The 13,183-nt window shown below is 43.6% G+C and carries 11 protein-coding genes; 5 read left to right on the top strand and 6 right to left on the bottom strand.

From position 1 onward, the window contains the following. Nucleotides 1–2 precede the first annotated feature (2 nt). From rsmS to dinG, 4 genes are all read right to left on the bottom strand, one after another. On the bottom strand, nucleotides 3–173 hold the full coding sequence (rsmS, locus tag AB4167_RS09055; RefSeq protein ID WP_017055021.1) for a pleiotropic regulatory protein RsmS: 171 nt from the start codon (nucleotides 171–173) through the stop codon (nucleotides 3–5). Continuing rightward, nucleotides 163–711 carry a primosomal replication protein gene (locus AB4167_RS09050; protein ID WP_017062115.1) on the bottom strand — a complete coding sequence of 183 codons (549 nt, stop codon included), beginning with the start codon at nucleotides 709–711 and terminating at the stop codon, nucleotides 163–165. The genes rsmS and AB4167_RS09050 overlap by 11 nt, the downstream gene beginning before the upstream one ends. A gap of 22 nt (nucleotides 712–733) precedes the next feature. Continuing rightward, nucleotides 734–1,513: a sulfite exporter TauE/SafE family protein gene (locus tag AB4167_RS09045; RefSeq protein ID WP_372090061.1), complete on the bottom strand. Its 780-nt coding sequence runs from the start codon at nucleotides 1,511–1,513 to the stop codon at nucleotides 734–736. 127 nt (nucleotides 1,514–1,640) lie between these two features. After that, entirely contained in the window at nucleotides 1,641–3,716 is a 2,076-nt protein-coding gene (dinG, locus tag AB4167_RS09040; protein ID WP_372136421.1) for an ATP-dependent DNA helicase DinG, read from the bottom strand. 513 nt (nucleotides 3,717–4,229) lie between these two features. Between dinG and AB4167_RS09035 the strand changes: the two genes are divergently transcribed. Both AB4167_RS09035 and AB4167_RS09030 read left to right on the top strand, forming a co-directional pair. Further along, nucleotides 4,230–5,249 (top strand): porin, encoded by a 1,020-nt coding sequence (locus AB4167_RS09035; RefSeq protein ID WP_104216125.1) that lies wholly within the window; start codon nucleotides 4,230–4,232, stop codon nucleotides 5,247–5,249. 74 nt (nucleotides 5,250–5,323) lie between these two features. Then, on the top strand, nucleotides 5,324–5,971 hold the full coding sequence (locus AB4167_RS09030) for a DUF2057 family protein (protein ID WP_102398103.1): 648 nt from the start codon (nucleotides 5,324–5,326) through the stop codon (nucleotides 5,969–5,971). A 58-nt stretch (nucleotides 5,972–6,029) separates the two neighbouring features. Here AB4167_RS09030 and AB4167_RS09025 read toward each other — a convergent pair whose 3' ends face one another. Further along, entirely contained in the window at nucleotides 6,030–6,758 is a 729-nt protein-coding gene (locus tag AB4167_RS09025; protein ID WP_136973574.1) for a pseudouridine synthase, read from the bottom strand. Between the two features lie 339 nt (nucleotides 6,759–7,097). Here AB4167_RS09025 and AB4167_RS09020 point away from each other — a divergent pair, with 339 nt between their 5' ends. Beyond that, nucleotides 7,098–9,323: an NADP-dependent isocitrate dehydrogenase gene (locus AB4167_RS09020; RefSeq protein WP_372090058.1), complete on the top strand. Its 2,226-nt coding sequence runs from the start codon at nucleotides 7,098–7,100 to the stop codon at nucleotides 9,321–9,323. Nucleotides 9,324–9,653: 330 nt separating this feature from the next. Here the strand turns inward: AB4167_RS09020 and cspD are convergent, their stop codons facing one another. Beyond that, the gene (cspD, locus tag AB4167_RS09015) at nucleotides 9,654–9,875 is read right to left on the bottom strand and encodes a cold shock domain-containing protein CspD (RefSeq protein ID WP_004736548.1); all 222 of its coding nucleotides are present in this window, start codon (nucleotides 9,873–9,875) and stop codon (nucleotides 9,654–9,656) included. Between the two features lie 585 nt (nucleotides 9,876–10,460). Here cspD and clpS point away from each other — a divergent pair. Further along, on the top strand, nucleotides 10,461–10,781 hold the full coding sequence (clpS, locus tag AB4167_RS09010; RefSeq protein ID WP_004737430.1) for an ATP-dependent Clp protease adapter ClpS: 321 nt from the start codon (nucleotides 10,461–10,463) through the stop codon (nucleotides 10,779–10,781). Nucleotides 10,782–10,820: 39 nt separating this feature from the next. Continuing rightward, the gene (gene clpA / locus AB4167_RS09005; RefSeq protein ID WP_017062108.1) at nucleotides 10,821–13,094 is read left to right on the top strand and encodes an ATP-dependent Clp protease ATP-binding subunit ClpA; all 2,274 of its coding nucleotides are present in this window, start codon (nucleotides 10,821–10,823) and stop codon (nucleotides 13,092–13,094) included. Nucleotides 13,095–13,183 lie beyond the last annotated feature (89 nt).

Genomic DNA, 13,183 nt, shown 5'->3' with positions numbered 1-13,183 from the left:
TGCTAGATGCTAGATGCTAGTTTGGCTTGTAAATCTTGCTGGACAATTTTGATTGCTTCTAACGCGACTTTTGGATCGATTTCGTTGCTTTCGAGCAGATAGATCAGGTCGACAGCTAACTTAACTTCTTCTGGTGCGTTATCCAGTGGTGATGGTGTGTTATCAGTGTTCATTTCGCTTAGGGTTCTCTAAGTTAATCAGTCTCTCAATATTTTTCATTGAGTCTTCACAGCGTTCTAATCGCTCTTTTGCTAACTGCCAAGCCTCTTCCGCTTTTTTCTTACTGTGGCGAGGCGCAGAATCAAACGTTAACTTTCGTACTCGTACTAAATCGACCAATCGCTTTTGCCAGTCTTGGTGCTGGGCGAGTTCGTTGTATAGGTCGTTCAGGGTTTTCCCTGACTTGCTTTTTCGGTCCAAGCGTAAATCGTGGTTGGCTAACTCTCTTTGGATTGCTGCAATCTGATTGGTCAGCTTTTCTGTCAGGTAGTTGGCTCTGGACGCGGTCAGTTGATTTGAGGTTTGTTCACGTACAATGGTGCGGTACGTTGCCTGAGTTTCAAGTGCATAGGGAAGCAAAACAGAGGCGCCGCATTTAAATAAGGCTCGGTCAAACAAGGCTTGATGATAAGCCCCTCGAGATTTGTCAACCTGCGAGCAATGGCCAATCAAGGTATCAATAACACTTTTTAGCTTTGAAAATTGATTCATTTCACTTCCCGTTGGCTACTGCCTATAAGTTCACAAACCAAGCTTCGTATGCCAGTTTAATTGCAAGTACGCTTACAACTGTAACAAACACAGGTCTTATAAATGTAGCACCGAACCGAATAGCAGAGTGAGCGCCAACAAATGCACCGGCCATCAAACAAAGGCCCATGGTTAAACCTAGAACCCAATCAATATGACCAAGAATCGCGAAGGTCACCAAAGAGGTAAAGTTACTGGTAAAGTTCATGGCTTTGGATAGACCAGAGGCAAGCAAGATATTTAGGCGGTATAGAGCCATAGAGCTCACCGTCCAAAAAGCACCCGTTCCCGGGCCAGCAACGCCATCATAAAAGCCAAGAATGAAGCCTTGGTACTTTTGTTTCTTCTTCAGTACCGGACAAGGTTTCGGTGACACGTTGTGATTGGCGTTCGGTGTCTTATGGAAAATGGTGTAGATCGCTGCTGCCAGAATGATCAGCGGTAGGACTTTCTCTAACCATTGAGTGCTAATGGCATCGACTGTTAGGGTACCTATGGTTGCGCCGATCAAGGTCGCTATAAATGCATTTATCCAACATTCTGGCTTAAACAACTTTTTACGATAATAAGTAAAAGCCGCTGTTGAAGAAGCGAACGTGGCTGCAAGCTTATTTGTACCAAGTGCGATGTGTGGCGGTAGGCCAAGGGATAACAATGCAGGGACCGTTAACATGCCCCCACCGCCGGCGACAGCATCAATAAAGCCCGCTGCAAATGCAACCAGCGCAAGTATAACCAACATGGTTGGTTCAATCATTTCCATAAATAGCTGTTGTTCTCGTTATTGGCCGTCAGAACAGCCACACGAATAGTTGATGGGCTATTCGTGTTTGATTGTGAATGCAGGGGCCAAGCGATGACTGACCCAGAACTACCCAAAGGCAGAAAAATTAGTATTTTATTGTTCTTTTAAAAGGCGGTAGCGAATCGAGTAGGGACTTGCCATATCGCTTCGTGACTATGCGTCGATCAAGGATCGTGACTTTACCAGAATCTCTCTCTTTACGCAGTAGTCGCCCTACAGATTGAATAAGCTTTTTACTCGCTTCTGGAACAGTAATCTGCATAAAAGGATTACCTCCACGCGATTCAATATATTCTGAATGCGCTTGTTCTACAGGTGACGTAGGAACACCAAAAGGAATCTTGGTAATGACTAGGTTTTCAAGAAGCTCACCCGGTAAATCCAGACCCTCCGAAAAGCTACCAGTTCCAAAAAGCACGCTGGTTTTTCCTTGGTCTATTAGCTTTTTATGTTTTTTTAGAATTTCAGCGCGTGAAGTATCACCTTGTACCTGCAATGCCCATGACTTTTTAACGAAATCTGTTGCCAAAGCCTCTGCAACTTTATTCATTTGCCAGTAAGAAGAGAATAGAACGAGATTGGCTTTGTTGTCTTCTATTACCTTAGGCAGAATTTCAATAAGATATTCGGTAAATTGAGGTGCTTGTGGTTCGTATTTCATGGCAGGCACGATTAACTCCGCTTGATTCTGATAATCAAACGGTGACGCCAGGGCAAGAAACTGCACGCCATCTTCTTCTTTTTGACTGATACCGGCTTGATGGCAGAAAAAACTGAAGGAGTTGAGTGCTCTCATTGTTGCAGAAACGAGCACTGCACCAACACAGCGGCTCCAGATTTGCTGGTCAAGTTGCCAGCCAACCTCAAGCGGAGAAACATTGACAACAAAATCGCCTTCACTCTCTTTATTAAGCTCTAACCAGCGCGCTAAAGGCGCACCTTTTTCACGTTTTGGTTCAGCCATCAGGCGCCAAACTTGCGCTAGGTTCTCGGTTCTCTGTATATAAAAGCCGATTTCCGCGAGTGCTGGCTCTGCGAGTTTTGCAGAAAGCTCTCCATCTTTGACTCGTTCTGCAATCAGGTCCGCAATTTTAGCGACTGCCTGGCTCGCTTTCTGAGAAAGTTGTTTGAGGTCTTTAGATTCGTTCTCTAACCATTCTGGCAAGTCACCATGCTCAAAGCGGTAAAGCCCATCTTCAAAATGAGTAGCATCGAACTGCTTACTGAGCTGCGTCAGAGTTGGTATCAGCTGTTGTACAGAATCCTGCAATTCATTTCTGAATCGACCCACTCGCTTTTCGTCCGCCAAGCCTGAAAGTTTGGTTATCGATTGGTTTAAACGCTCTAACCATGAAGCGGCACCTTTTAAACTCGCCGCCGCAGAAGAGTGATCTCGGGCTACGTGTGGTAAGTGGTGTGCTTCATCGAAGATATAGATGCTATTTTCCGGTTCTGGCAGTATCACACCGCCACCTAGATCTGCATCAGCCATCACTAAACTGTGATTAGCGATGATAACGTCTGCTTTATCTAGTTCTGAGCGTGCTTTTTGGAAAGGACAGTCTCTGTGAGTTGGCATGCTGTTGTTACAACTATGCTTATCACTGACAATCATCTGCCAAATCATGTTGTCGATGGGTTTTGGCCACGAATCGCGGTCACCATCCCATTTACCTTGGGTTAGGCTTCGATACATGGTTTGAAGTTGCTCGATATCTTTCTTCTTTGGCTTAGATTCGAACATGGCTATTTGTCCGCCATCAACCCCGCAGGCAGCGGCTAGCTTTTCGGAGCAACAATAACGCTGTCTACCCTTAGCTAATATGAAAGAAAACTCTCGATCAGTCAGTCTTCTATATAGAGGGAGATCTTTATTGACGAGCTGTTCTTGTAGCGCAACCGTCGCCGTTGATATGACTATTTTTCGGTTATTGAGCACAGCGACAGGAATAGTTGCCATTAAATAAGCCAGTGATTTCCCGATCCCGGTTCCCGCTTCTGCAACAATCATGCGATTACTTTTGTGGTATTGACCACAAAGTGTCTTCGCTATTTCTGCAACAAGGTAATTTTGAGCACGTCGAGGTACAAAGTTGTCCAACTGATCTTGGAGGTTTTGATAACTGGTGCGAATAGATTTTTGAATTTTAGTAGTTAGCATACTGTGACCTACGTAACGGAGCGAGGATAGTAGCACATATCACTAGTCGGTACATTTACGGTGAAATAGCTTGCTTTTGAATCAAAGGTAGATCTTGTTCACAAAAAAAAACTGAACCATCAGGAACTTAACTATTTTATTTATGTTGCGAAATATAAATATTAAAAAAGACTTGCTTGTAGGTGTTAAATCCTGAGATGTGGCGTTTTTACAAGTTGTTTGTGGTGTTAAATGCTGTTTTGTTCTTTTTTTGGATTATTATATTTCCTGATAAAACTAAGGATAAGCTGCTCGTAAAACAATGAAAAAAAATGTAAGTGGTTGATTTTGATTGCTTTGTGTTTTTTTTAGGTTTGTTTTTAGTTTATTTGACACGCAGGATAATCTTTTGCAATCTAGACCTCGAAATTTAGTGACGGTGATTAACCAACAAAGAGTGGTAATGACCAGTCATAAAAATAAAAGGGAACCGGGCAAGGATCTCCCATTCTTAGAAAAGGCAGTGGATTTATTATGAAAAAGACTCTATTAGCGCTAGCTATCGCAGCTACAGCAACTTCTGTAAACGCAGCAGAAATTTACTCTAACGACGATACTAAAGTTGGCCTAAAAGGCGAGGTAGATATCTACCTATCTCAATCTGAAGTAGACAAAAACCTAACTGAAACAACTAAGAACGAAGCTGACGTTTCTACTTGGGCTAAAATCCAACTTGACGCTGAGCAGAAGCTTAACGATCAGTTCACAGCATTCGCATCTTTCGAAATCGAAACTGACGGCAGCAACGCTAAGTTCGATGACGTTCTAGCTGGTTTTAAAACTGACACTTGGGGTATGGCTTTCGGTGAAACTGGCGACCTAGCAGAATCTGCTGACGCTATCCAGAAAGATGATATCACAAACGAAGGTAACTACATGGGCTCTACTGGTGGTCACCACCGCGAGTCTTCTGGCCACGGCGCTGTATTCAAAGGTCAATTCGTTGAAGGTTTCACAATCGTAGCTGACGTTAACACTGATTCTACTGAAGACGTTGACAACACTTACGGTATCTCTGCAGATTACGCATTCAGCAACTTCTCTATCGGTGCTTCTTACATCACTGGTGACGCTGCTAAAGACGTAGATTACTCTCTTGCTGGTGTTTCTGCTTCTGCTGAATTTGGTGGTTTTTACTTAGCGCTTACTTACGCACAGTTTGAAGGCAACCAAGGTTACGGTTACTGGGACCTATCTGACATCGCTGCTGATTCTTACGGCAACGGTGAAACTATGGGTATCGCAGCTGCTTACCAAATCGACGCTGTTCGTCTATACGCTACATACTCTGTAGCAACAACTGACGAAATCGCTACAGCAGCGGGTACTTCTAAGATCTCTGATATCGACTCTACTAACCTAGTTGTTGGTGTTGATTACGCATTCCGTGACAACATCCTATTCCTAGCTGAATACCAAACTGCTGATTTCGAATACGCATCACAAACTCTAGATGCTGACGGCGTTATCGCTGGTGTTTACTACACATTCTAATCTGTAGTTAACTATGCTATACAAAAGCCAGCTATTAGCTGGCTTTTTTACATTTATTGATTAAGGAATCGTACATGAACAAGTGGTATTTGAGTTTTGTCTGTCTATTCTCTGCACCATACGCAACGGCTGCTCTTGATTTGGCTTCTGGTATTTCGCTAAATACTTTGAACGGTGAGGTTGTTGAAAGTGTGGAAGACGCTGTATTCACCTCAGGTGAAAACCAACTCGTTTTAGATTACACAGGGTATTTGAGCGATAAAGGCAAACGCGAGTTTATCAGTACAGTTCCTTACATTATGGTAGTTAATGTTCCCGAAAATGCTGATGTTGATATTGATCTTCTAAGTAGAAAGTACGCTAAAATCGAAAAAAATGTAGACAGAGAACTTCCTATATTCAGTATCTCTGTAAACGGTGATGATGCAGAAGTCGTGCAAGAAGTTTTGCCTCCATCTCAAGGTGCACTGCCTTACAGCGATATCCCTCAGTTGGTTAAAGACTACAACCAAGAAAGAGGCTTAGTTTTTGATTCAGGCAAGATTCGTTCGTTGAAAGAAGAGCTAGCGGCGGTACAAACTGGTGCAGTAGTTGGAGCAACGGTAGCTGGCGACAGTACTGTGCAAGAGTCTGAAAATACGCTTCAACTTAAGCTATGGTATTCAAGAGCAAATGAAGAAGAGCGTAAAGCATTCCAAAAATGGTTAATTGACCAAAAGTAATCAATCTTCACGTACAAAAAAGCGAGACGTAAATCTCGCTTTAATATATTGCTATGAGTTAAATCTCTTTCCACTCACCAGGCTGCAGCTGCCCCACATTCATATTACCCATTGAGTAACGGATAAGACGCAGGGTAGGGAAGCCGATATTGGCTGTCATTCGTCTTACCTGACGGTTACGTCCTTCAATGATTGTAATAGCCAACCATGTTGTCGGTATCGCGGCTCTGAAGCGTACTGGAGGATTTCTATCCCACACAACAGGTTCAGACATCACCTCAACCTGAGCGGGCAGTGTCATGCCGTCTTTTAGTTCGACACCTTTTCTCAATTTATCTAAATCTTCCTCAGAAGGTGCGCCTTCAACCTGTACCCAGTAAGTCTTTGGGGATTTTGAGTTTGGTTGAGTTAGCTTAGCTTGAAAAATACCATCGTTGGTCAAGACCATTAACCCTTCGCTGTCGCGGTCAAGGCGACCTGCAGCATAAACGTCTTTCACTGGAATAAAGTCCGCTAGCGTTTTTCTCCCTTCGCCATCTGTAAATTGGCTTAGAGTATCGAAAGGCTTGTTGAACAGAATTACTTTGCGATCTTCGAGCGCAACCTTAGGTTTTGCATTGGTAGGCTTGCCTTTATATCGGTGCTTGCTTGAGTGAGATTTGTTGTGCGAATTGCCAGTGTTATTCTTATCACTGCTTCGGCTTTGTCTATTACCGCTTTGTTTTAATGTTGCACCAGAACGAGCCGGTTTGTCTGAACGAGATGCGCTGCGTGAGCGAGTAGACATGTTAACTACCTTGCAAAAATGTAAACGAAGTGTGCTGAAAAGTTTTCACTGAAACGGAATTGAGCTATCATTTGCGCGCCTAAAAGACACAAAATAGAACAAGTTGATGGACTCTTAAGCCTGATTTGTTTAATTATACCTTCGTGTTTTATTATAACTGGCTCTTTTATTAAAACAATGCACTCACGGATTTGGTTCATGCTGTCATCAAGATTGTATGAAAAATAAGATAGAGTACGACTATCGAGTAAGCAGTTTTCACTCTTAGAGTGGCTTACTGGTCAATTTATAACACGCTCACTACTTTAAATGAGCTTGTAAGAACTATAGGGAAATTTCATGCCTACTGAAAAACCAACGATCATCTATACCATTACAGACGAAGCTCCGGCGCTAGCAACATACTCTCTGCTGCCTATCATTCAATCTTTTACAGCTTCTTCTGGTATTAACGTTGATACTCGCGACATTTCACTTGCAGGGCGTATTATTGCCAACTTCCCTGACTATTTGAACGAAGAGCAACGTATTGGTGATGCATTAGCAGAACTAGGTGAATTGGCTAAGACACCAGAAGCAAACATTATCAAGCTTCCAAACATCTCTGCATCTGTACCTCAGCTTCAAGCAACAATCAAAGAGCTACAGTCAAAAGGTTACGCACTTCCTAATTACCCAGAAGAAGCAAACACTGACGAAGAGAAAGCAGTAAAAGCGACTTACGACAAAATCAAAGGCAGTGCAGTAAATCCAGTATTGCGTGAAGGTAACTCGGATCGCCGCGCTCCACTTTCTGTTAAAAACTACGCGAAGAAGAACCCACACTCAATGGGTGCTTGGTCTGCAGATTCTAAGTCGCACGTTTCAAGTATGGACGACAAAGACTTCTTCGGTAGCGAAAAGTCAGTAACCATTGAAGGTGCTACAGAAGTTAGCATTGAATTCGTTGGCAAAGATGGTGCGAAGAAAACATTGAAGCCAGCTTTTGCACTGCAAGATAAAGAGATCATTGATGCGTCAGTGATGAATAAGGCCGCTTTGGTTGCATTCTTCGAAAAAGAAATCGCATCGGCTAAAGAGCAAGGTGTACTGCTTTCTCTTCACTTGAAAGCGACGATGATGAAAGTATCTGACCCAGTGATCTTTGGTCACGCGGTTAAGGTTTACTACAAAGACGTATTTGCTAAACACGGTCAGCTGTTTGAAGAGCTAGGCGTTGATGTAAATAACGGCATCGGTGATGTCTACGCGAAGATTGATGCGCTTCCTCAAGAGCAGAAAGAAGCAATCGAAGCTGACCTGCAAGCGGTATACGAGACTCAGCCACCACTAGCGATGGTTGATTCGGACCGTGGCATTACTAACCTACACGTACCAAGCGATATCATTGTGGATGCATCTATGCCTGCAATGCTGCGTTCTTCTGGTCAAATGTGGGATCCAGAAGGTAAGCAAAAAGATACCAAAGCAATGATCCCAGATCGTAGCTACGCGAGCATTTACCAAGCGGTTATTGATTTCTGTATAGAGAACGGCGCGTTCGATCCAACAACGATGGGTAGCGTACCAAACGTTGGCTTGATGGCTCAAAAAGCGGAAGAGTACGGTTCTCATGATAAGACTTTCATCCTTGAAGCTGCTGGTCAGGTTCAAGTTGTTGACGCTTCAGGCGCTGTGCTTCTTGAGCAAGACGTAGAGGAAGGCGATATCTTCCGTATGTGTCAGGTTAAAGATGCACCAATCCAAGACTGGGTTAAGCTTGCGGTAACGCGTGCTCGTGCATCGGGTGTTCCAGCGGTATTTTGGCTAGATGCGTCACGCGCACATGATGCTCAGCTTATCAAGAAAGTTGAAGCATACCTTCCTGAATACGATACCGATGGTCTTGAAATTAAGATCCTTGCTCCACTTGAAGCGACTCAATACTCACTGGTTCGTATCAAAGAAGGCCTAGATACAATTTCGGTTACTGGTAACGTATTACGTGATTACCTAACTGACTTGTTCCCGATTCTAGAGCTTGGTACATCAGCTAAGATGCTATCGATTGTTCCACTAATGAACGGCGGTGGTCTGTTTGAAACAGGTGCTGGCGGCTCTGCTCCTAAACATGTTCAACAAGTAGAGAAAGAAAACCACCTGCGTTGGGATTCTCTAGGTGAATTCTTGGCACTAGCGGCATCTCTAGAGCACCTGAGCGTAGTAACAGGTAACGCTAAAGCACAAGTTCTAGCTGATGCGCTTGATAAAGCGACGGGTGAGTTCCTTGATAACAACAAGTCTCCTTCACGTCGAGTAGGTGAGCTTGATAACCGTGGTAGCCACTACTATCTAGCGGCATACTGGGCTAAGGCGCTTGCTGAGCAAACGGCTGACGCTGATCTTGCTGCTGAGTTTGCAGGTGTGGCAAGTCAACTGGCTGAAAGTGAAGAAGCGATCGTTGCAGAGCTGAACAACGCTCAAGGTGTGGCTGGCGACTTAGGTGGTTACTACCTACTTGACGATGCATTGGTTTCAACACTAATGCGCCCAAGCTCAACGCTAAACGCGTTTATTGATGCATAGTGATTGGACTCATCGTTAGTCAGTCATGAACGTGATTTGCTAACGAGTTGCTTAGGCTGATAGCTAAGTTATAGATAAAGTCAAAACGAAAGACGCTTTAACGATAACGTTAAAGCGTCTTTTTTTGTTCTTTTGTAATACCTCAAAGACCTAGCTTAATAAGAATACACCCGTGAACTAATGGTCTAGTGAGCAACTTTATAGCCCCTAAAACGAAAAAACCGTTCACGTAATCCTGTGTTACAGGTATTAAATGAGCGGTTTCAATATTCTGTTTACCTATCAGCCGTTAATGACGACTGCTGGAGGTTAACATGAGTTGGCAATCGCCTATTTTGCGGCGCTGCCTTCTACAGGAACAACTGAGCTAGCATGCGAGCCTTTAGGTCCACTTTCTACTTCATAGTCGACCTGCTGACCAGCCTTTAAGGTTCGATAACCTTCCATTTGTATTGTGGAGTAGTGCGCGAAAATATCGCCGTCTTCACCTTCTGGACAAATAAAGCCAAACCCTTTGGCATTGTTAAACCATTTTACTGTACCTGTAGCCATGCTATACATCCCTCATGCATTTTGTTACTAACGTTGTTATATCAATTGTTGTAAGTGCGATTGATATCATTCCTACCAGCTAAAGAATTTCAGCTAATAGCTTGAATCTCGTACATTGCTTACGGAAATTAACGCTACCCTGCGTAATTATTCCTTATTGTTAATTTTTGAAGCGTGTTACTGATTTTAATCCATGTTGCAAAAATGTATTAAAAAACCTTTTAGCTCCAATGTAGCTAATGATTGAGCACAGTCAATAGCAAATTGGTATAAAATTGATCAATTTTAATAACAAATCACATTCGAGATTAACTGCAAACTATTAACTAAATAGTAACTTAGCGGTGATCTTATCGTTAGCATCAATAGTTGTGGTGTCTTTTTAATCAATCACATATGTTAATCCTGTTAATCGAGATCTTTTATTTGCAGCGATGGAAATGGTGGATTAGGCTCAGTATAGAGGAATATTTTTTGGTACTGTTTCTCGGTGCAGTTTCTTAGTACACCGTAAAGCGTGAATGTGGTAAATTTGAGTTAGGTAAACACTCACGACTTCCGAAAAATAACCCTTAGCAAAGCGATATGAGCAGAAACTTTGAATGGGCATCTCCAGGCTCAGATTTACTGGAGAAAGAAGCAACAAAAGTAAAGCCACCGGCGATGTATAACGTTGTGTTGAATAACGATGACTACACGCCCATGGACTTTGTAATCGAGATCCTAGAGCGATTCTTCTCACTAGATATCGAAAAAGCAACGGAAGTGATGCTCAAGGTTCATTATGAAGGTAAAGCTATATGCGGCACATACAGTGCTGAAATAGCGGAAACAAAGGTAGCGCAGGTCACGATGTACTCAAAGGAAAATGAGCATCCGCTACTATGTACAATGGAGCAAGTATAAATTGCTCGAACAACACTGTTGTTCCCTTAGGAGGTACTTATGCTAAATAAAGAATTAGAGACGAGTTTAAATGGCGCATTTGCTCGTGCGCGAGACAAGCGACATGAATTCATGACTGTCGAACACCTCCTACTAGCATTATTAGAAAATGATGCGGCCAAGGAAGCGCTCCAAGCTTGTCAGGCTGATCTCGATGCTCTTCGCAATGAGCTCGATATTTTTATCGATCAAACGACCCCTCTTATCCCTGAAAGCGACGAAACTCGCGAAACTCAGCCTACGTTGAGCTTCCAACGAGTACTTCAACGCGCTGTTTTTCATGTTCAATCTTCAGGTCGCAGCGAAGTAACAGGTGCTAACGTACTTGTGGCTATTTTTAGTGAGCAAGAATCTCACGCGGCATATCTTCTCAAGAAAAACGACATTAGTCGCTTAGATATTGTTAACTTCATCTCACACGGTATTACCAAAGCGAGCAACGAAGGCGACAGTCCTTCATCATCCGATTCATTTGGTGGTGCAGAAAATGCTGAAGAAGCTAACTCTGAAGACCGTTTAGAAAATTTTGCTACTAACCTTAACGAAGTCGCAAAGCAGGGCAATATTGACCCACTAATCGGTCGTGACAAAGAGCTAGAACGCACTATCCAAGTTCTGTGTCGTCGTCGTAAGAACAACCCTCTGTTAGTGGGTGAAGCGGGGGTAGGTAAAACTGCCATCGCGGAAGGTCTTGCATGGCGCATCGTTGAAGGACAAGTGCCTGAAATCATTCAGAGCAGCGTAATTTATTCTCTAGATATCGGTTCACTGTTAGCCGGAACCAAATATCGTGGTGACTTTGAGAAACGTTTTAAAGCGATTCTTAAGCAACTGGAGAAAGAAGAAGACGCGATTCTGTTCATCGATGAGATCCACACCATTATCGGTGCCGGGGCTGCATCGGGTGGTCAGGTTGATGCGGCAAACTTAATTAAACCACTACTAAGCAGTGGCAAATTACGTTGCATCGGTTCAACAACGTACCAAGAGTACAGCAGTATTTTTGAGAAGGAGCGTGCTTTAGCTCGTCGCTTCCAGAAAATAGATATTATTGAACCATCGCTAGACGATACGACCAAGATCCTGATTGGCTTGAAGCCAAAATACGAAGCTCACCACGAAGTGCGCTACACCAACAAAGCGTTGCGTGCCGCTGTGGAACTGTCAGCTAAATACATTAATGAACGCCACCTTCCTGATAAGGCCATTGACGTAATCGATGAAGCGGGCGCTCGTAGTCGTTTGGCACCTGCAAGCCGTCGTAAGAAAACGGTAAGCGTGGCTGATATTGAGTCAATGGTTGCGAAAATGGCGCGTATTCCTGAAAAGTCAGTATCGTCTTCAGACAAAGATACACTCCAGAAACTGGATGAGCGCATGAAAATGTTGGTATTCGGACAAGACCCTGCAATCGATGTATTGAGTGAAGCGATTAAGCTGACCCGTGCTGGATTGGGTGCAGACAATAAACCTGTTGGTTCATTCTTGTTTGCTGGTCCTACTGGTGTCGGTAAAACAGAGGTGACTGTTCAGCTGTCTAAGTTGATGGGTATTGAGCTTCTGCGCTTTGATATGTCTGAGTACGGTGAGCGACACTCAGTGAGCCGCTTGATTGGTGCGCCTCCTGGTTATGTTGGTTACGACCAAGGTGGTTTGCTAACGGATGCCGTAATCAAGAACCCGCACTCTGTTGTGTTACTGGATGAAATCGAGAAAGCTCACCCAGATATCTTTAACTTGCTACTGCAGGTAATGGATAACGGCACGCTAACTGACAACAATGGTCGCAAAGCGGACTTCCGCAATGTGATTCTAGTGATGACGACCAACGCAGGTGTGGCTGAAACCGAGAAGAAATCGATCGGCCTGATCCAACAAGATCATGCGCCAGATGCGATGGGCGAAATCAAGAAGGTATTTACTCCTGAGTTCCGTAACCGTCTTGATAATATCATTTGGTTCAACAGCCTTGACCCAAGTGTGATTAGCCAAGTAGTTGATAAGTTCATTGTCGAGCTTCAGGTTCAACTGGACGCTCGTGGCGTGTCTTTAGAGGTTTCTGAGGATGCTCGTCACTGGTTAGCTGATAAAGGCTATGACAAGACCATGGGTGCACGTCCAATGGGACGTGTGATTCAAGAGAAGCTTAAGAAACCACTTGCTAACGAGTTACTGTTCGGTAGCTTGGTTGATGGCGGTACGGTTAAAGTATCCCTGAAAAAAGACGAATTGGATTTCATCTATGTTGGTGCTAAAGAAGAGGTCATGCACTAACGAAGTGATTGATAAATCAAAGGCTTAAATATAAAACGCATGACTTAGGTTGTGCGTTTTTTTATGCTTGCGAGATGCGAGATGCGAGA

The sequence above is a fragment of the Vibrio sp. 10N.286.49.E11 genome, from assembly GCF_041469505.1.
GTDB lineage: Bacteria > Pseudomonadota > Gammaproteobacteria > Enterobacterales > Vibrionaceae > Vibrio > Vibrio crassostreae_C.
This window is presented reverse-complemented; position numbering and strand designations above follow the sequence as displayed.

Bases quoted from the DNA above. Each gene is read 5' to 3' on its own strand.
- rsmS (WP_017055021.1), bottom strand. From the start codon at position 173: ATGAACACTGATAACACACCATCACCACTGGATAACGCACCAGAAGAA.
- AB4167_RS09050 (WP_017062115.1), bottom strand. From the start codon at position 711: ATGAATCAATTTTCAAAGCTAAAAAGTGTTATTGATACCTTGATTGGC.
- AB4167_RS09045 (WP_372090061.1), bottom strand. From the start codon at position 1,513: ATGGAAATGATTGAACCAACCATGTTGGTTATACTTGCGCTGGTTGCA.
- dinG (WP_372136421.1), bottom strand. From the start codon at position 3,716: ATGCTAACTACTAAAATTCAAAAATCTATTCGCACCAGTTATCAAAAC.
- AB4167_RS09035 (WP_104216125.1), top strand. From the start codon at position 4,230: ATGAAAAAGACTCTATTAGCGCTAGCTATCGCAGCTACAGCAACTTCT.
- AB4167_RS09030 (WP_102398103.1), top strand. From the start codon at position 5,324: ATGAACAAGTGGTATTTGAGTTTTGTCTGTCTATTCTCTGCACCATAC.
- AB4167_RS09025 (WP_136973574.1), bottom strand. From the start codon at position 6,758: ATGTCTACTCGCTCACGCAGCGCATCTCGTTCAGACAAACCGGCTCGT.
- AB4167_RS09020 (WP_372090058.1), top strand. From the start codon at position 7,098: ATGCCTACTGAAAAACCAACGATCATCTATACCATTACAGACGAAGCT.
- cspD (WP_004736548.1), bottom strand. From the start codon at position 9,875: ATGGCTACAGGTACAGTAAAATGGTTTAACAATGCCAAAGGGTTTGGC.
- clpS (WP_004737430.1), top strand. From the start codon at position 10,461: ATGAGCAGAAACTTTGAATGGGCATCTCCAGGCTCAGATTTACTGGAG.
- clpA (WP_017062108.1), top strand. From the start codon at position 10,821: ATGCTAAATAAAGAATTAGAGACGAGTTTAAATGGCGCATTTGCTCGT.